Source organism: Streptomyces sp. TOM-9 (assembly GCF_056858595.1).
In genome coordinates this window covers 6,449,808-6,468,289 of the sequence record NZ_JBXEQB010000001.1, presented here as the reverse complement: position 1 = coordinate 6,468,289, position 18,482 = coordinate 6,449,808, and the positions used below count along the sequence as shown (strand labels likewise).

Sequence of the window (18,482 nt, the reverse complement as noted above, 5' to 3'; positions counted from 1 at the left end):
GCCAGGTGGAGTGCAGGACGGTCGGATCGGCGGCTCTGGAGGTGGGCGCCGTCGGCCTGGGATGCATGCCGATGAGCTGGGCGTACACGGCGTCCCGGCAGGACGGCGAATCGTCACTGCGGGCCGTGCACGCGGCGGTCGACCACGGCACGACGCTGCTGGACACCGCCGACATGTACGGGCCGTTCACCAACGAGCTGCTGCTGGGCCGGGTGCTGAAGGAGCGTCGCCGGGAGGTCTTCGTCTCCACCAAGTGCGGACTGCTCGTCGGTGAGCAGCACCTGGTGGCCAACGGCCGTCCCTCGTACGTGAAGCGGGCCTGCGACGCGTCGCTGCGGCGGCTGCAGACGGACGTGATCGACCTCTACCAGTTGCACCGGGCCGATCCGGAGGTCCCCGTCGAGGAGACGTGGGGCGCGATGGCGGAACTGGTCGCGGCCGGCAAGGTGCGCGCGCTGGGGTGGTGCGCGGTGGGCGCGCGGGCGGCCCGGCGCCCGGGTGCGGGCATATACGACGAGACGCTGCGGCAGTTGCGCCGCGCCCAGCAGGTCTTCCCGGTCAGTTGCGTGCAGGCCGAGCTGTCGGTGTGGTCGCCCGAGGCGCTGGCGCAGCTGCTGCCCTGGTGCACGCAGCGCGGGGTCGGGTTCATGGCCGCGATGCCGCTCGGCAACGGCTTCCTGACGGGCACGCTCACCCCCGGACAGGGCTTCGAGCCGGACGACGTACGGGCCCGCCATCCCCGGTTCACGGCCGAGATGATGGCCGCCAACCAGCCGATCGTCGCGGGACTGCGCCGGGTCGCCGAGGTGCACGGTGCGACGCCCGCGCAGGTCGCGCTGGCCTGGGTGCTGGCCCAGGGACCGCAGGTCGTGCCGATCCCCGGGGCGAAGCGGGAACGGTGGACGGTGGAGAACGCGGGCGCCGCGGAACTGCGCCTGTCCGACGAGGACTTCGCGGAGATCGCGGCGCTGCCGCCGGCGCGGGGTTCCTGGGACTGAGATCGCCACCGGGACCACCGGGACCACCGGGACCACCGGGGCCTGAAGGACCCGAGGGACCGGCGGGGAGGGCGACGGGAGATCCACGGCATACGGCGGGAACCGCGAAGGGCCGGGCGGTGTAATGAGGGATGTGATGTTCTTGGAGTCCGAGCCGGAGAACCCCCGGGAGGGAAGCGTGCGCCGCCGTGCCGCCGTCGTGACCGCCGCGCTGGCCGGTGCCGCGCTGCTCGCCACCGGATGCTCCTCGGACGGTGGTTCCGCCCCGGCTCCCCCGGGCTCCGCCTCCGCGCCCTCGTCGGCGCCGCCCTCCGGGGGCGGCGAAGGGCCCTCGGCACCGGCGAAGGGCACGGCCGAGGTGACCGGCACCGTCGCGACCGGGCTCACCACCCCGTGGGGCGTGGCCGTGCTGGCCGAGGGCGATCTGCTGGTGGCCTCCCGGGACACCGGCCGGGTCGTCCGGGTGGCCGCCGGCAGCGGCCGCACGACGCAGGTCGGCACGGTGCCCGGGGTCTCCTCGGGCGGCGAGGGCGGCCTCCTGGGGCTCGCCGTCTCACGGGACTTCGCGACCGACCACCTGGTGTACGCCTACTTCACCACCGCCTCGGACAACCGCATCGCGCGCATGCTCTACGACCCGGCCAAGCCCGCCGGGGAGCAGCTGGGCGCCCCGGACACGATCCTGCGCGGCATCCCGCACGGCGCCATCCACAACGGCGGGCGGATCGCCTTCGGCCCCGACGGCATGCTCTACGCGGGCACGGGCGAGAGCGGCGACCGGGGCCTGGCGCAGGACAAGAAGTCCCTGGGCGGCAAGATCCTGCGGATGACCCCCGACGGCGAGCCGGTGCACGGCAATCCCGAGGCGGACTCCGTCGTCTACTCCTACGGGCACCGCAATGTGCAGGGCCTGGCCTGGGACGGCCAGGGGCGGCTGTGGGCCGCGGAGTTCGGGCAGGACACCTGGGACGAGCTGAATCTGATCGAGCCGGGGAAGAACTACGGCTGGCCGGTCGTGGAGGGCCTCGCCCATCGCGACGGCTACGCGGACCCGATCGCGCAGTGGCGCACCGACGACGCCTCGCCGAGCGGCATCGCCTACGCGGACGGCTCGATCTGGATGGCCTCGCTGCGCGGCACCCGCCTGTGGCGGATCCCGCTGGCCGGTACGAAGGCCGCGGCCGACCCGCAGGCGTTCTTCGTCGGAGAGTACGGCCGGCTGCGCACCGTCGTCGCCGATCCGGACGGCGGTCTGCTGCTGACCACCAGCAACACCGACGGCCGCGGCGAGCCCCGCAAGGGCGACGACCGCATCCTGCGGCTGCGGGTGAACTGACCCACGACACCTTGGGGGTGCGATGTTCAACGCGCTGGACGAGCTGTTCGCGCCGGGCCGCAGGCACGCCGAGGACGAGCGCAACCGCCTGGAGCTGGTGCGCGACGAGGAGGGCGACGCGGACCCGGGCCGGGGCCCCGTCGACCTGGACTCGGGCACCGTGCTGATACGTCCGCCGCGGGCCGGCGACTAGCCGCCCACGAGCCCTCCGCCGACCGGCCGCGGCGGCCGGTTCAGCCCGGCTGCCCGGCGAACAGCCGCAGCCGGTGGGCGAGCGCGGCCGCCTCGCCGCGGCCCGAGACACCGAGCTTGGCGAGGATGTTGGAGACGTGCACGCTCGCGGTCTTCGGCGAGATGAACAGCTCCTCGGCGATGCGGCGGTTGGTGTAGCCGGCGGCGACCCGGCGCAGCACCTCGCGCTCGCGCGCGGTCAGGCCGAAGGGCTCCGGTTCCCCGGCGGCTTCGGGCACCGCGGCCTCCTCCGGTTCCTCCAGCACCAGCCGGCCCCGCCGGGCGAGCAGCCGGACGGCGTCGCGCAGCGGGACGGCCCCCAGAGAGTCGGCGACCCCGCACGCCCCCCGCAGCAGGGCGGCCGCGCGGTCGCGGGCGCCGGGATCGTGCCGGGCGAGCAGGGCCTCGGCATGCCGGAGCCGTACCAGGGCGAGCGGGTACGGGCGGTCGAGGGCGGCGAAGGCCTCCCCGGCGGCGGCCCAGGGCCCGGGGTCGGTGCTCCCGTCGGCGCGCAGCAGTTCGGCCTCGACCAGCAGGGCGTGGGCGGCCCATACCGGGGACAGCCGGGGCAGCCGGCCCGCCGCCTTGCGGATGAGGGCGAGCATCTCGGGGCGGCCGGCCTCCGCGCCGGGCAGCCCCAGCGCGTCCGCCTCCACGGCGGCCGCGGTGTGCAGCATGGGCCAGACGTAGCGGTGGAACGCGGACGGGAACCCCGCCTCCAAAGCGGCGCGCACCGCGGCCCGCGCCTCCAGGAAGCGTCCGCGCCCGGCGGCGACGGCGATGGTCAGATGACGCAGCGGCAGGGTGTTCTGCGGCTGGTGGTCCCGGGGGCCCAGATGGTCCCGGGCGGCGGCGACCTCGGCCTCGGCGCGGTCGTACTCCCCGCGCAGCACGGCGAGATGGGCCAGCAGCGTCGCGGCCCAGCCGAGGTACAGGGCGTGGTTGGTGTTCTCCCGGCCGCGGACGGCGACCTCGGCCGCCTCGTCCCAGCGGCCGAGGGCGAGCAGGGACTCGGCCTGGTTGGCGGAGGCGAAGGTGGCGCCGTCGCGCAGCCCGTGGCGGGTGGCGCCCTCCACGCCCCGGCGGGCCACCGCGATCGCCTCCTCCGAGCGGCCCACGGCCTCCAGCAGGGCGGCGAGGTTGGCGTCGGCGTTCACCGTGAGGTTGCCGTACCGGGCGGCGGCGGCCCGTTCGCGGGCGGCCTCCAGTTCGGCGATGCCGGCGTCGGCGTCACCTGTGTCGGCGAGCAGGATCCCCAGGGTGACCCGGGCGTGGAGCTCCGTCTCCTCGGCACCGACGAGCCGGGCCAGTTCGATGGCGCGCTCCGCCGTGGTGATGCCGTCCGGCCCGGGGTCGTGCATCATCGCCCACCCGGCCACGCTCTCCAGCACCTCGGCGTGGACCGGGGACGGCGGCAGCCCGCGGACGAGTTCCTGGGCCTCGGCGATCTCCGCCCAGCCGTCGCCGCGGCCCATCGCGACCATCAGCCGGGAGCGCTGGATCCAGAACCAGGCGGCGCGCAGCGGGTCGCCGGAGCGCTCCAGCAGGCGCAGCGCCCGCTTGGTGACCTCGTAGGCGCCCTCGCGGTCGGCGCTGAGGCGTGCGGCCACGGTCGTCTCGGCGAGCAGGTCCATGTACTGCAGCGGCTTGCTGCCCGGGTCACAGCCGCAAGGAGGGAACACCTCGACGTAGTCGACGGGCCGCAGTTCCTCGCGGACCTCTCCGGGGGTGTCGTCCCACAGTTCCAGGGCGCGTTCGAGCAGCCCGTGCTGTTCGGCGTAGGCGTGCCGGCGCCGCGCCTCGACGGAGGCCCGCAGCACCGCGGGCAGTGCCTTGGCGGGCTCGTGGGCGTGGTACCAGTAACTGGCCAGCCGGGCCGGGAGTTCGTCGGCGGGCACCAGAGCGGGGTCGGCCTCAAGGGCCTGCGCGTAGCGGCGGTTGATGCGGCTGCGCTCGCCGGGCAGCAGATCGTCGCCGACGGCCTCACGGACCAGCGAGTGCCGGAAGCGGTAGCCGTCGCCGTCGTCGGTGGGGAGCAGGATCTTGGCGCCCACGGCGGAGCGCAGGGCTTCGATGAGTTCGTCCTCACCGAGCCCTGCGACGGCCTCCAGCAGCCGGTACTCGACGGCGGAGCCGCCCTCGGCGACGACGCGGGCGACGCGCTGCGCGGTCTCGGGCAGTGTCTCGACGCGGACGAGCAGCAGGTCGCGCAGGCTGTCGCTGAGGCCGGTGCGGCAGCCCTGGGTGATGCTGCAGGCGAGTTCCTCGACGAAGAAGGGGTTGCCGTCGGAACGGCCGAAGACCCGGTCGACCATGCTCGGGGAGGGCTCGGAGTCGAGGATGCCGGCCACTTGGGCGCGGACCTCGCCGCGGTTGAACCGGGACAGCTCCAGGCGCACCACGGAACGCATCCGGTCGAGCTCGGCGAGGAAGGGCCGCAGCGGGTGGCGGCGGTGGATGTCGTCGGAGCGGTAGGTGGCCAGGACGACGAGCCGGCCGCGGGAGAGCGAGCGCAGCAGGTAGCCGAGGAGTTCGCGGGTCGAGCGGTCGGCCCAGTGCAGGTCCTCCAGGGCGACGACGAGCGTGCGCTCCTCCGACAGCCGTTCCAGCAACCGCGAGGTGAGCTCGAAGAGCCGGGCGCGGCCGTGCTCGTCGCGCTGGTCGGCGAGGGGGTCGGGGCCGTCCGTCCCGCCCAGGCCGGGCAGCAGGCGGGCGAGTTCGCCCTCGCTGCCGGCGGCCGCGGCGACCAGTTCGTCGCCGAACCTGCGGTGCAGGGCGCGCAGGATCGTCGCGACGGGGGCAAACGGCAGTCCGTCCGCGCCGATCTCCACGCAGGCGCCGACGGCGGTCACGGTCCCCGGTCCGTCCTGCGCCGCGGCGAGGAACTCCTCGACGAGCCGGGTCTTGCCGACGCCGGCCTCGCCGCCGATCACCAACGCCTGCGGCTCGCCCGCGTGAGCGCGGGCGAGCGCGGAGGTGAGGCGGGTCAGTTCGCGGGTGCGGCCGACGAACACCGGGCTGACCGACTGGTTCTGCACGGTCCCGAGCATCGCACGGGGCCCTGACGGCGCGGTACCGGTTTGCACCGGCACCACGGTGCTCATCCGGCGGCCCTCAGCCGCCGGGTGAGCCGGCCGGCCCTTCTTCCGTGCCGCCTTCCCTCGTCCTGGTCGGCGGCGGCCTCGCGGGCGGCCTTGCGGGCCTGGTGCGCCAGACGGTACGCGGCGGCCTCGCGCAGCAGTTGCTCCGTGCGTTCGCGGCCCAGCAGTTCGTGCGTGTACATCTCGTGCTCCTCGGGTTCGGGACCGATGTTCCGGAGTCGTTCTCCGTGCCATCAGCCTCGTCCCCAAGGGGGGTGGGGCACATCGGGCAACCGCCCAGGCTTCGGGGGTGAGGATGCCTTAGGCCGCGCGGCGGACCGCTCAGGTCCTCAGGGCCGCGCGGCCCGCCTCCTCAGAGGTCTCAGCCGCCGGACGAGACCGGGGCCTCGGCCACGCTCGGCAGCCCGCCGAAGAGGTCGAACCACGTCCCGAGCGCGACGCACAGCCCGAGCGCGCCGAGGGCGAGACCGCCCCAGGCGACGGCGCGCACCCACGGTGCGGCGTTCCGTCCGGCGAGCAACACCGCGCCGAGGACGACGAGGGCGATCAGCGCGCAGACGCCGTTGACGGCGGCCGTGGTGTGCCAGGGGCCGCCGTATATCTGCTCGATCTGCTGGGCGGCGCTACCGGAGGAGGTGTTGATCTGACCGACCAGCTGCCGCCGCTCGGCCAGGACGGTGCCCAGCCAGGTGCCGGTGAGGGACGCGAGGCCGAGGGCGGCACCGACGACCGCCGCGGCTCCCGGCACGACCCCGTCGGGGCGGGGGGCGTCCGGCGTGTCAAGGGTGTCCGGCTCGTCGAGGTCGTCGGGCGTGTCAAGGTCGTCGGCCGCGTCGAGGGCCCGCGGCTCGTCGGGCGCGGGCGGTCCGGCGTCGGGCGCGGGCGCGGGCGTCGCGCCCTCGTCCTCGGCCCGGTCGAGCTCGGCGTCCGCGGCGCGACCGTCGGCTGCCGCCCCGTGGGTCTTGGTGGTCTCCATGGTCGGCAACCGTACGGTCAGATTCTGAGAGCCGTCTGAGAACCGGGCTCGTCCACGGCCGTCGCCGCGGGCTCCGCCGGGCCCTCGATGCAGATCCGCGGCAGCCGGCGCTCCAGCCACCGGGGCAGCCACCAGTTCCAGTCGCCCAGCATGTGCATCAGCGCCGGTACGAGCAGCGTCCGCAGGACGAAGGCGTCGAGCGCGACGGCGGCCGCCAGGCCGATGCCGAACATCGCGATCACGCGGTCGCCGCTGAGCACGAAGGCCAGGAAGACCGAGATCATGATGACCGCGGCGGAGTTGATCACACGGCTGGTCTCGGCGAGGCCGACCCGGACCGCCCGGCGGTTGTCACCGGTCTCGCGCCACTCCTCGTACATGCGGCTGACGAGGAAGACCTGGTAGTCCATGGAGAGCCCGAAGAGCACCGAGACCATGATCACCGGCAGGAAGGGCTCGATCGGGCCGGCCGCCCCCAGCCCCAGCAGCTCGCTCCCCCAGCCCCACTGGAAGATCGCGACCACGATGCCGAAGGACGAGGCGACGGCGACGACGTTCATGACCGCGGCCTTGAACGGGATGCCGAAGCTGCGGAAGGCCAGCAGCAGGAGCAGGCAGCCCAGGCCGATGACGGAGCCCACGAAGAGCGGCAGCTTGCCGACGATCACCGAGGCGAAGTCCGCGTAGCCCGCCGTGACCCCGCCGACGTACACCTCCAGGGAGGTGCCCTCGGTGGCCCCGGGGATGACGTCCTCGCGCAGGTGGCTGACGAGCCGGTCGGTGGCCTGGTCCTGCGGGGAGGTGGTGGGGACGACGTCGATGACGTCCAGCCCGCTGCCGTGCTGCGCCTGTTCCATGTGCACCGCTGCGACGCCCTCGGTGCGCCCCAGGGCGACGGTGAGCTGCTCCAGGGCCGCGCGGTCGGCGGCGTCGCCCGACTTGGCGACCAGTTGCAGGGGGCCGTTGAAACCGGGCCCGAAGCCCTCGGAGAGCATGTCGTACGCCTGGCGGGTGGTCGTGCCCGCGGCGCTGTTGCCCTGGTCGGAGGCGCCGAGGTGGAGCGAGGTCGTGGGCAGGGCCAGGACGAGCATGACGACGGCGGCGACCGCGGCGAGGACCTTGGGGTGCCGTTCGACGAACGCGGACCAGCGGGCCGCGAACCCGGTCGGCAGCTCGGGCGACGGCCCGTGCTCGACGAGCCGACGCCGCTCCCGGCGGCTGAGCGCCTTCATGCCGATCGTGCCCAGCAGCGCGGGCAGCAGCGTCACCGAGGCGGCGACGGTGAGGATCACGGTGAGGGAGGCGGCGATCGCGACGCCGTTGAGGAAGGACAGCCGAAGGATCAGCATGCCGAGCAGGGCCACGCAGACCGTGCCGCCGGCGAAGACCACCGCCCTGCCGGTCGTGGCGACCGCCTTCTCGGCGGCTTCCCGTACCGGCAGGCCCTGTTTCAGGCCCCTGCGGTGACGGGTGACGATGAACAGGGCGTAGTCGATGCCGACACCCAGGCCGATGAGCAGGCCGAGCATCGGCGCGAAGTCGGCCACCCTGATCAGGTGGCCGAGCAGTTCGATCGCCATGTACGCGGTACCCACGCTGACCAGCGCGGTGATGATCGGCATGAACATCGCGAACAGCGAACCGAAGGCCACCAGCAGGACCACGGCCGCGACGGCGACGCCCACGACCTCGCTCATGTGCCCGCCGCCGCCCTCGGTGAGCGCGATGGCGCCACCGCCGAGGGCGACCTGGGTGTTGCCGTCGGCCGCCGCCCTGGCCGTGTCGACGACCTTGCGCACCTGGTCGGCGTGCAGGTCGTCCGAGGGCCTGTCGAACATCACGGTCGCGTAGGCGGTGTGCCCGTCCTCGCTGATCTGCGGGGCGCCCTCGGCGCTGTACGGGCTGGTCACCGAGGCGACCCCGGGGAGTGCGGCCACCTCGTCCAGCGCGCCGGTCAGCCGCTCCCTGACGGACGCGACGCCCACGGTGCCCTTGTCGGTGTGCCAGACGATCGTGTCGCTGTCCCCGGCCGAGCCGGGGAAGGCCTCCTTCAGCAGGGCGGTGGCCTTGCTGGAGTCGGTGCCCTTGATGTCGTAGTCGTTGGAGTAGGCGGATCCGGCGAGCAGGGCGGCCGTGGACAGGCCGAGGAGGGCGACGAGCCACAGCAGGACGACGGCGAGACGGCGGTTGAGGCACCAGCGGGCGAGTGCAGCCATTGCTCTCCCTGGGGTTGCGCGGATCTTTCAGGCCGGGGAAGAGCCCGCAAAGAAGACACCACGTACGTCACCGACTGAAGCAGGAAGAAGAGATCGTTGGCCGCTTTCGTGCGGTTAATCACATACCGCGCGGGGAATTTATGCCGCCCTTACAAGCGGCGGACCTGCGACGACGAGGAAGGGGCGGGCCCCCTGACCGGGAGCCCGCCCCTTGTGTGCCGCGCGCCTGCCGGCCGCGTGATATCAGCCCTGGACGCCCAGCTTCTCCAGCACGAGCTCGCGCACGCGCTTGGCGTCGGCCTGACCACGGGTGATCTTCATGACGGCGCCGATGAGCGCGCCCGCCGCCGCCAGGTTGCCGCCACGGATCTTGTCCGCGACGGCGGCGTTGGCCGCGATGGCCTCGTCGACGGCCGCGCCGAGCGCGCCCTCGTCCGAGACGACCTTCAGACCGCGCTTGTCGACGACCTCGTCCGGCTCGCCCTCGCCGTCCAGCACGCCCTCGATGACCTGGCGGGCCAGCTTGTCGTTGAGCGAGCCCTCGGCCACCAGCGCCGCTACCCGGGCCACCTGGGCCGGGGTGATGGGCAGGGCGGTCAGTTCCACGCCGTCCTCGTTGGAGCGGCGGGCCAGCTCGCCCATCCACCACTTGCGCGCGGCGGCCGCGTCGGCGCCCGCCTCCATGGTGGCGACGATCGGGTCGATCGCACCGGCGTTGAGCACCGACTGCATCTCGTGGTCGGAGATGCCCCAGTCCTGCTGCAGACGCCCCCGGCGCACCCGCGGGAGCTCGGGCAGGCCCGCCCGCAGCTCCTCGACCCACTCACGGGCCGGGGCGACGGGGACGAGGTCGGGCTCCGGGAAGTACCGGTAGTCCTCCGCCTCCTCCTTGATGCGGCCGGAGGTGGTGGAGCCGGTGTCCTCGTGGAAGTGCCGGGTCTCCTGGACGATCGTGCCGCCGGAGGAGAGCACGGCGGCGTGCCGCTGGATCTCGAAGCGGACGGCCCGCTCGACGCTGCGCAGCGAGTTGACGTTCTTGGTCTCGCTGCGGGTGCCGAACTTCTCCCGGCCGATGGGGCGCAGCGACAGGTTGACGTCGCAGCGCATCTGGCCCATCTCCATGCGGGCCTCGGAGACGCCCAGCGCCTTGATCAGCTCACGCAGTTCGGTCACGTACGCCTTGGCGACCTCGGGCGCGCGCTCGCCGGCGCCCTCGATCGGCTTGGTGACGATCTCGATCAGCGGGATGCCGGCCCGGTTGTAGTCCAGCAGCGAGTGCGAGGCGCCGTGGATGCGGCCGGTGGCGCCGCCCACGTGGGTCGACTTGCCGGTGTCCTCCTCCATGTGGGCGCGCTCGATCTCCACGCGGAAGACCTCGCCGTCCTCCAGCTGCACGTCGAGGTAGCCGTTGAAGGCGATCGGCTCGTCGTACTGGGAGGTCTGGAAGTTCTTCGGCATGTCCGGGTAGAAGTAGTTCTTCCGGGCGAAGCGGCACCACTCGGCAATCTCGCAGTTGAGCGCGAGGCCGATCTTGATGGCGGACTCGACGCCGGTCGCGTTGACGGCCGGCAGAGCGCCGGGCAGGCCCAGGCACACCGGGCACACCTGGCTGTTCGGTTCGGCGCCCAGGGTGGTCGAGCAGCCGCAGAACATCTTCGTCTTGGTGCCGAGCTCGACGTGGACCTCGAGGCCCATCACCGGGTCATAGGACGCGAGCGCGTCCTCGTACGACACCAGGTCCGTGACGGTCACAGTCTTGATACCTCTCAGTTCCCCGTCAGGATGACAGCACGTCGTGGTCGCTGCCGTCGCCGAGCCGGCGCAGCTGGCGGAGCAGCAGGGCGACGCCCGTGGCGATCGCCGCGGCGCTGACCACCGCGTCGATCAGCAGCAGCGTGTCGCTGTCCGCGCGCCCCCGCTTCATCTGCCGTGCCACACCGACCGCGCCGAAGAGCGTCGTGCCGATCGACAGGTAGGTGCCGGACTTGCTCTTCTTGAAGCCCTTGGCCTTCTCGAGCTTGCTCACAGGATCGGTGCCTCCTCCAGCAGCGGGTGTCCCCAGCGTGCGGTGAACGCCGCTTCGACGGCCGCACCGACACGGTAGAGGCGGTCGTCGGCCATGGCCGGGGCGATGATCTGCAGACCGACCGGGAGCCCGTCCTCGGACGCGAGGCCGCAGGGCACGGACATGGCGGCGTTGCCGGCCAGGTTGGCCGGGATGGTGCACAGGTCGGCGAGGTACATCGCCATCGGGTCGTCCACGCGCTCGCCGATGGGGAACGCGGTGGTGGGGGTGGTCGGCGAGATCACCACGTCGACCTGCTGGAAGGAGCGCTCGAAGTCCCGCGAGATCAGGGTGCGGACCTTCTGGGCGCTGCCGTAGTACGCGTCGTAGTAGCCGGAGCTGAGCGCGTACGTGCCGAGCATGATGCGGCGCTTGACCTCGGGGCCGAAGCCGGCCTCGCGGGTGAGGGCGGTGACGTCCTCGGCGCTGCGGGTGCCGTCGTCGCCGACCCGCAGGCCGTAGCGCAGGCCGTCGAACCGGGCCAGGTTGGACGAGCACTCGGACGGCGCGATCAGGTAGTACGCGGCGAGCGCGTACTCGAACGACGGGCAGGACAGCTCGACGACCTCGGCACCGAGCTCGCGCAGCAGCTCGACGGACTCGTTGAACCGCTCCATGACGCCGGGCTGGTAGCCCTCGCCCGCGAACTCCTTGATGACGCCGACCCGCAGGCCCTTGACGTCGCCGTTGCGCGCGGCCTCGACGACCGGCGGGACGGGGGCATCGATGGAGGTGGAGTCCATCGGGTCGTAGCCCGCGATGACCTCGTGCAGCAGCGCCGCGTCCAGCACCGTACGGGCGCAGGGGCCGCCCTGGTCCAGCGAGGAGCTGAAGGCGACCATGCCGTAGCGGGAGACCCCGCCGTAGGTCGGCTTGACGCCGACCGTGCCGGTGACGGCGGCCGGCTGGCGGATGGAGCCGCCGGTGTCGGTGCCGATGGCCAGCGGCGCCTGGAAGGAGGCCAGGGCCGCGGAGGAACCGCCGCCCGAGCCGCCGGGGATGCGGGTGAGGTCCCACGGGTTGCCGGTGGGGCCGTAGGCGCTGTTCTCGGTGGAGGACCCCATGGCGAACTCGTCCATGTTGGTCTTGCCGAGGATGACGATGCCGGCCTGCTTGAGGCGGGCGGTCAGCGTCGCGTCGTACGGCGGGATCCAGCCTTCGAGGATCTTGGAGCCGACGGTCGTCGGGATGCCCTTGGTGGTGAAAATGTCCTTCAGCGCCAGCGGGACGCCCGCGAGCGGGCCGAGCTTCTCGCCCGCGGCGCGCTTGTCGTCGACGGCCTTGGCGGCCTTCAGGGCGCCCTCGGTGTCGACGTGCAGGAAGGCGTGGACCTTCTCGTCGACGGCGGCGATGCGGTCCAGATGGGCCTGGGCGACCTCGACGGCGGACGTCTCGCCGGAGGCGACGGCGGCCGCGGTCTGCGCGGCGGTGAGCCTGGTCAGATCGGTCATCGTGATCAGTCCTCCCCCAGGATCTGCGGCACCTTGAAGCGCTGCTGATCCTCGGCGGGGGCGCCGGACAGCGCCTCGGCCGGGGTCAGGCTGGGCCGGACCTCGTCGGGGCGCATGACATTGGTCAGCGGCAGCGGGTGGGAGGTCGGCGGTACGTCCTCGCCGGCCACCTCGGAGACGCGGGCGACCGCGCCGATGATGGCGTCGAGCTGTCCGGCGAAGTGGTCGAGCTCTTCGTCCTTCAGCTCCAGACGCGACAGCCGGCCGAGGTGGGCGACCTCCTCGCGCGTGATGCCTGGCATGCAGCGATCCTCTGGGGGTGAGTTTGGTCTTTTCGCGCCCAATCCTATGGGCGCGGGCGCCCCGGGGGCGAAACGGTTTGCGCTGCGCCCGGCCGGGGACCGCCGGACGTGACGCCCGCGGGCCCCGGTGCCCCCGGGGCGGGTGGGGCCGGCGGGGCGTCCGCGGCCCCGGCGCGGCGCGTGCGGGCCCGCTGGTCGAAGGCCCGCAAACGTTACTGCGCGTCGGGGACGGCGGCCCGTTCCTTCGCGGCCTCCAGCTCCGCCGGGCGGCGCCAACCGGAACGCCCGCGCAGCCGCAACCAGGCCGTGGTCTCCTCCGGGGGCATCGCGGCGGCGACCAGCCAGCCCTGGATCGCGTCACAGCCGAGGTCCCGCAGGCGCTCCCACGTCTCGTCGTCCTCGACGCCCTCCGCCACGACGAGGAGGCCGAGGGAGTGGGCGAGGTCGACCGTGCAGCGCACGATCTCCGCGTCCTCGGCGTCGACGGACAGCCGCGCGACGAACGAGCGGTCGATCTTCAGCTCGCTCACCGGCAGCCGCCGCAGGTGGACCAGCGAGGAGTACCCGGTGCCGAAGTCGTCCAGCGACATCTTCACCCCGTGCCCGGTCAGTCCGGCCATGGTGTCGGCGGCGCGCTGCGGGTCCTCCAGCAGCACGTGCTCGGTGATCTCCAGCTGCAGCGCCCCCGGCGGGACCCCGTGGCGGGCCAGGCGCGCGGCGACGGCCCCGGCGAAACCCGGCGAGTGGACGTCGCGCGGCGAGACGTTGACGGCGACGGGGACGTCGAGGCCCATCGCCCGCCACCGGGCGACCTGCCCGAGGGCGGTCTCCAGGACGTACTCGGTGAGCTGCGGCATGAGCCCGGAGGTCTCGGCGATCGCGATGAACTCCTCGGGGCTCACCCGGCCGCGCTCGGGGTGCACCCAGCGGACCAGCGCCTCCAGGCCTGCGACCTGTCCGTCGAAGCGGACCTTCGGCTGGTAGTGCAGCTCGACCTCACCGCGGTCCAGTGCCCGGCGCAGGTCGCCGAGGAGGCCCAGCCGGTCGGGCGTGTTGCCGTCGCGGGAGGACTCGTAGACCTCGACCCCGCTGCGGTCACGTTTCGCCTGGTACATCGCGACGTCGGCGCGGCGCAGCAGGCCCTCGGCGTCACCGGCGTGATCGGGGTAGACGGCGACCCCGGCGCTGGCCTCGAGCACCAGGGTCAGGCCGTCGAGACTTAACGGCGAGCTCAGCGCGGCGACCAGGGCCCTGGCGATGCGCTGGGCGCGGGTCGGCGCGTCGCAGGTGGGGAGCAGGACGGCGAACTCGTCGCCGCCGAGCCGGGCGACCTCGGCGCCGCGCGGCAGGGCCAGCCGCAGCCGGTCCGCGATCTGCACCAGGAGCCGGTCGCCGGCCATGTGGCCCAGGGTGTCGTTGACGGAGCGGAACTTGTCCAGGTCGATCAGGACCAGGGCGGCGCGCTCGCCGCTGCGGGCGGCGTCGTCCAGCGCGGTCCAGGTGCGCTCCAGCAGCCACTGACGGTTGGGCAGTCCGGTGAGGGGGTCGCGCAGTTGTTCCTCGGCGCGGGCGTGGGCGATCCAGAGGGTGGAGTCGAGCGCGATCAGGGGCACGGCGAACAGCGGGAGCAGCAGGGGCAGATCGGCCGCGACGATGATGATCAGCGGGGAGATGCCGAGCAGTGCGACGCCGACGAAGCCCTGGCGTATCAGCGCGGTGCGGGCCACGGTGGGCAGGGCTCCGGCGCGCGGCACGATCGCATACCACAGGAGCGTGCGGGTCGCAGCCAGGTAGCCGAGTGCGGCGGCGAGCACCGAGGGAACGGCGGCCATCCCCCAAGTGGCGGGTTGCCAGGGCTGTTCGACGGACGGGTGGGTCCCGAAGGCGGACAGCGCGAGCGAGGCCGCGCCGATGCCGAGGATGTCCACGGCGCCGTGCAGCAGCGCCTCCCGCCAGCGGTGCCGGCGGGCCGCGCCGACCAGGACGACGACGGCCAGGCTGACCAGCACCGCGGGCACCCAGCCGTAGAGCAGCAGCATGGCGAGGGTCAGGGCGGCGCCGGAGCCGGTGCCGCCCCACCAGCGGTCCCGGCCCATGGCGACCAGGTGGCCGACGATGATGCCGGTGAGCACGGCGAACGCCCAGCCGACGTCCCCGCCGGGGAAGAAGGCGTTGCCGTCCACGAGTATCCGGACGACGCCCACGACCAGGGCCGCCGCGGCAGCGCCCACGACCGAGTACCTGAGTGCCGCCGCGGGCAGCACCGGCGCGGCCGGCCCGAGCAGCCGCTGCGCCGGTCCGGCGCTGTCCGTCGGTTCCATGCCCGTACCCTCTCGCAGCCGCGTGTGCCGTTCCACCACACGCCCGTGCCCGCGGGATTGACCACCGGGCTGCTGGAGGGCCCATGCCCGGAAGGCGCGCCTCTCAACAGTAGGCCGATAAAGGCTGTCACGGGCACCGATCGGCTGCTGTTGCCCGAATGGATCCCACCCTCCCGGATCGTTCCGCTATGGGCCGAAAGGGTGATGATGGGCTGTCAGCCCTCCGGGTTCACGGCGGCCTCCCGGGCCGCGTCGGCGCCCTGTCCGAGCAGGACGGCGAAGCCGTCCTCGTCCAGGATCGGCACCTTCAGCTGCACCGCCTTGTCGTACTTGGAGCCCGGGCTGTCGCCGACAACCACAAAGTCGGTCTTCTTGGAGACCGATCCGGTGACCTTGGCCCCGCGGCTCACGAGCTCCTCCTTCGCGCCGTCCCGGGTGTGGGTGGCGAGGGTGCCGGTGACGACGACGGTGAGGCCCTCCAGCGGGCGCGGCCCCTCGTCGGAGCCCTCCTCGGTGAACCGGACGCCCGCGGCCTTCCACTTGCGCAGGATCTCGCGGTGCCACTCCTCCTCGTACCACTGCTTGAGGGAGGCCGCGATGGTCCCGCCGACGCCGTCGACACCCGCCAGTCGCTCCTCGTCGGCGGCGAAGACGGCGTCCAGGTCGCGGAACTCGCGGGCCAGGGCCTCGGCGGCGACCGGGCCGACGTGACGGATCGACAGGCCCGCGATGATCCTGGCGAGCGGCCGCTCCTTGGCCTGCTGGATGTTCTCCAGCATGGCCACCGCGTTCTTCTTCAGCTCGCCCTGCTGGTTGGCGAAGACCGAGACGACCTTCTCCTGACCGGTCTCCGGGTCGCGCTTGGGCAGGCCGGTGTTCTGGTCGAGGACGTGGGCGCGGATGGGGAGCAGGTCCTCGGCGGTGAGGCCGAACAGGTCGCCCTCGTCGCTCAGCGGCGGCTCGGCGGGCTCCAGGGGCCGGGTGAGCGCGGCCGCGGCGACGTAGCCGAAGTTCTCGATGTCCAGGCACCTGCGGCCGGCCAGGTAGAACAGCCGTTCCCGGATCTGCGCCGGGCAACCCCGCGCGTTGGGGCAGCGCAGGTCGATGTCGCCCTCCTTCATCGGCCGCAGCGGGGTGCCGCACTCGGGGCACTGGGCGGGCATCACGAACTCGCGCTCGCTGCCGTCCCTCAGGTCGACGACGGGGCCGAGGATCTCGGGGATGACGTCACCGGCCTTGCGCAGCACGACGGTGTCGCCGATCAGCACGCCCTTGGCCTTGACCACGTCCTGGTTGTGCAGGGTGGCGAACTCGACCTCCGAGCCGGCCACCGTGACCGGCTCGACCACCGCGTACGGGGTCACCCGGCCCGTGCGGCCGACGCCGACCCGGATGTCGACCAGCTTGGTGTTGACCTCCTCCGGCGCGTACTTCCACGCGATGGCCCAGCGCGGCGCGCGGGCGGTGGAGCCGAGCCGGCCCTGCAGCGGGATCTCGTCGACCTTGACGACGATGCCGTCGATCTCGTGCTCGACGTCGTGGCGGTGCTCGCCGTAGTAGGCGATGGCCTCCTTGACCTCGGCGAGGGTGCCGACCACGCGGGCGTACCTGGTGGTGGGCAGGCCCCACTCGTGGAGCAGTTCGTAGGCGTGCGACTGGCAGTCGATGGTGAAGCCCTCACGGGCGCCGATGCCGTGCACCACCATGTGCAGCGGGCGGCTCGCGGTGACCCGGGGGTCCTTCTGGCGCAGGGAGCCGGCGGCGGCGTTGCGCGGGTTGGCGAAGGGCTTGTCGCCGGCCTCGACCAGGCGGGCGTTGAGCTCCTCGAACTTCTCCATGGGGAAGAAGACCTCGCCGCGGATCTCGACCAGCGCGGGGACGCGCTCCCCCGCCAGCCGGTCCGGGATCTCGGCGATGGTGCGGACGTTGGGCGTGATGTCCTCGCCGGTGCGTCCGTCGCCGCGCGTGGCGCCGCGCACCAGACGGCCGTTCTCGTACGTGAGGTTGACGGCGAGTCCGTCGACCTTCAGCTCGCACAGGAAGTGGTAGGTGCCGCCCTCGCCCGCCGGGGGGCCCAGCTCCGCGGCGAGGCGTTCGGCCCAGGCGTTCAGCTCCTCCTCGGTGAAGGCGTTGTCGAGGGAGAGCATGCGCTCGCGGTGCTCGACGGAGGTGAACTCCGTCGCGTACGCGCCGGCGACCTTCTGGGTCGGCGAGTCCGGCGTGCGCAGCGAGGGATGCTCGTCCTCCAGCGCCTCCAGCCGCCGCAGCAGCTTGTCGAAGTCGGCGTCGCTGACGACCGGCTGGTCCTTGACGTAGTAGCGGAAGCGGTGCTCCTCGACCTGCTCGGCCAGGGAGGCGTGCAGCTCGCGCGCCTTCGCCGGCACGTCCTCGTTCCTGGCGCCCTCGGGGATCACGGAGTCCTCCACGTCCACGTCCTTCCTCATCCCATCCTCACTCAGGGTTGTCGACGAGCGAGCGTGCCGCCTTCGCGCAGTGCACCAGGGCGGCACGGGCATAGGCCGGCGAGGCCCCCGCCAGACCACAGGACGGGGTCACCGCCACGGAGGTGCCCAGCTCCCCCGGGGACAGCCCCAGCCTGCGCCACAGCGCCCGAACACCACTGACGCTACCCGCAGGGTCCGACAACGGGGCGTCGGTCCCCGGGACGACACCGGCGAAGAGCGCGGTTCCCGCCTCGGCCGCCTCACCGAAGGCGTCCCAGTCACTCTCCGTGAGCAGCGAGAAATCGAACGACACCCCCGCCACCCCGGCCCGCCGCAGCAGCGCGAAGGGCACCTCCGGCGCGCAGGAGTGCGCGATCACCGGCACGCCGTCCACACCGCCCACGGCCGCCATGACGTCCCGCAGCGCGCCCTCGACGACGCCGCGGTCCACCGCGCGGTGCGTGCGGTAGCCGCTGGCGCTCCTGACCCGGCCCTGGAGCACGGCGGTGAGCGAGGGCTCGTCCAGCTGCAGCACGGGCCTCGCGCCGGGCACCCGCCGGCGCACGTCCTCCAGGTGCAACCGCAGTCCCTCGCCGAGCGAGGCGGCCAGGTCACGGCAGGCGCCCGGGTCAGAGAGCGCCGCCTCGCCGTTCTTCAGCTCGACGGAGGCCGCGAGCGTCCAGGGCCCGACCGCCTGGAGCTTCAGGGGGCCCTCGTAGCCCTGGGTGAACTCCTCCAGGGCGTCCAGGTCCTCCCCCAGCCACGCCCTGGCCCGGCGGGTGTCCCGGCCCGGGCGGTCGCCGAACCGCCATCCGCTGGGCTCCACGCGCGCGTACAGCTCGACGAGCATCCCGAGCGTGCGGCCGATCATGTCCGCGCCCGGGCCGCGCGCGGGCAGCTCCGGCAGGAACGGCAGCGCCTCCAGCGCCCCGGTCGCCGTCCGCGCCGCCTCGCGCGCGTCACCTCCCGGCATCGAACCCACACCGGTGGCCGCCCCTTGGGGCAGCCGGAACTTCGCTTCGGTCGCTTCCGTGCTCACCG

14 protein-coding genes are annotated in these 18,482 nt (G+C 73.2%); 3 read left to right on the top strand and 11 right to left on the bottom strand.

Translation table 11 applies throughout. The features are described from left to right. Positions 1-5: 5 nt before the first annotated feature. The 3 genes from AC1VWI_RS30200 (at position 6) to AC1VWI_RS30190 (ending at position 2,527) form a co-directional block, all read left to right on the top strand. Entirely contained in the window at positions 6-998 is a 993-nt protein-coding gene (locus AC1VWI_RS30200; RefSeq protein WP_499514154.1) for an aldo/keto reductase, read from the top strand. A gap of 136 nt (positions 999-1,134) precedes the next feature. Continuing rightward, a complete protein-coding gene (locus AC1VWI_RS30195; protein WP_499514153.1) occupies positions 1,135-2,334 on the top strand; it encodes a PQQ-dependent sugar dehydrogenase in 1,200 nt (399 codons plus the stop codon). Positions 2,335-2,356: 22 nt separating this feature from the next. Further along, positions 2,357-2,527 (top strand): DUF6191 domain-containing protein, encoded by a 171-nt coding sequence (locus tag AC1VWI_RS30190; protein ID WP_499514152.1) that lies wholly within the window; start codon positions 2,357-2,359, stop codon positions 2,525-2,527. 40 nt (positions 2,528-2,567) lie between these two features. On the opposite strand, the gene AC1VWI_RS30185 is transcribed toward AC1VWI_RS30190, so the two are convergent. The 11 genes from AC1VWI_RS30185 to AC1VWI_RS30135 form a co-directional block, all read right to left on the bottom strand. Next, positions 2,568-5,615 carry a helix-turn-helix transcriptional regulator gene (locus tag AC1VWI_RS30185; protein WP_499514151.1) on the bottom strand — a complete coding sequence of 1,016 codons (3,048 nt, stop codon included), beginning with the start codon at positions 5,613-5,615 and terminating at the stop codon, positions 2,568-2,570. 50 nt (positions 5,616-5,665) lie between these two features. Further along, positions 5,666-5,848, bottom strand: a complete 183-nt coding sequence (locus AC1VWI_RS30180) for a hypothetical protein (RefSeq protein WP_499514150.1) — start codon at positions 5,846-5,848, stop codon at positions 5,666-5,668. 179 nt (positions 5,849-6,027) lie between these two features. Continuing rightward, entirely contained in the window at positions 6,028-6,642 is a 615-nt protein-coding gene (locus AC1VWI_RS30175) for a hypothetical protein (RefSeq protein ID WP_499514149.1), read from the bottom strand. Between the two features lie 17 nt (positions 6,643-6,659). Further along, entirely contained in the window at positions 6,660-8,858 is a 2,199-nt protein-coding gene (locus AC1VWI_RS30170) for an MMPL family transporter (protein WP_499514148.1), read from the bottom strand. Positions 8,859-9,101: 243 nt separating this feature from the next. Further along, positions 9,102-10,610 (bottom strand): Asp-tRNA(Asn)/Glu-tRNA(Gln) amidotransferase subunit GatB, encoded by a 1,509-nt coding sequence (gene gatB / locus AC1VWI_RS30165; RefSeq protein ID WP_499514147.1) that lies wholly within the window; start codon positions 10,608-10,610, stop codon positions 9,102-9,104. Positions 10,611-10,635: 25 nt separating this feature from the next. Continuing rightward, complete coding sequence (locus AC1VWI_RS30160; protein ID WP_499514146.1) at positions 10,636-10,884, bottom strand: hypothetical protein; 249 nt, start codon at positions 10,882-10,884, stop codon at positions 10,636-10,638. Further along, positions 10,881-12,374: an Asp-tRNA(Asn)/Glu-tRNA(Gln) amidotransferase subunit GatA gene (gene gatA / locus AC1VWI_RS30155; RefSeq protein ID WP_499514145.1), complete on the bottom strand. Its 1,494-nt coding sequence runs from the start codon at positions 12,372-12,374 to the stop codon at positions 10,881-10,883. Before gatA ends, AC1VWI_RS30160 begins: the two co-directional genes overlap by 4 nt. 5 nt (positions 12,375-12,379) lie before the next feature. Beyond that, entirely contained in the window at positions 12,380-12,676 is a 297-nt protein-coding gene (gene gatC, locus AC1VWI_RS30150) for an Asp-tRNA(Asn)/Glu-tRNA(Gln) amidotransferase subunit GatC (protein WP_499514144.1), read from the bottom strand. A gap of 212 nt (positions 12,677-12,888) precedes the next feature. After that, positions 12,889-14,997, bottom strand: coding sequence for a putative bifunctional diguanylate cyclase/phosphodiesterase (locus tag AC1VWI_RS30145; protein ID WP_499514143.1), 2,109 nt, complete (start codon positions 14,995-14,997; stop codon positions 12,889-12,891). 215 nt (positions 14,998-15,212) lie between these two features. Then, the gene (ligA, locus tag AC1VWI_RS30140; RefSeq protein WP_499514142.1) at positions 15,213-17,441 is read right to left on the bottom strand and encodes an NAD-dependent DNA ligase LigA; all 2,229 of its coding nucleotides are present in this window, start codon (positions 17,439-17,441) and stop codon (positions 15,213-15,215) included. Positions 17,442-17,448: 7 nt separating this feature from the next. Then, positions 17,449-18,480, bottom strand: coding sequence for a methionine synthase (locus AC1VWI_RS30135; RefSeq protein ID WP_499514141.1), 1,032 nt, complete (start codon positions 18,478-18,480; stop codon positions 17,449-17,451). Positions 18,481-18,482: the final 2 nt, after the last annotated feature.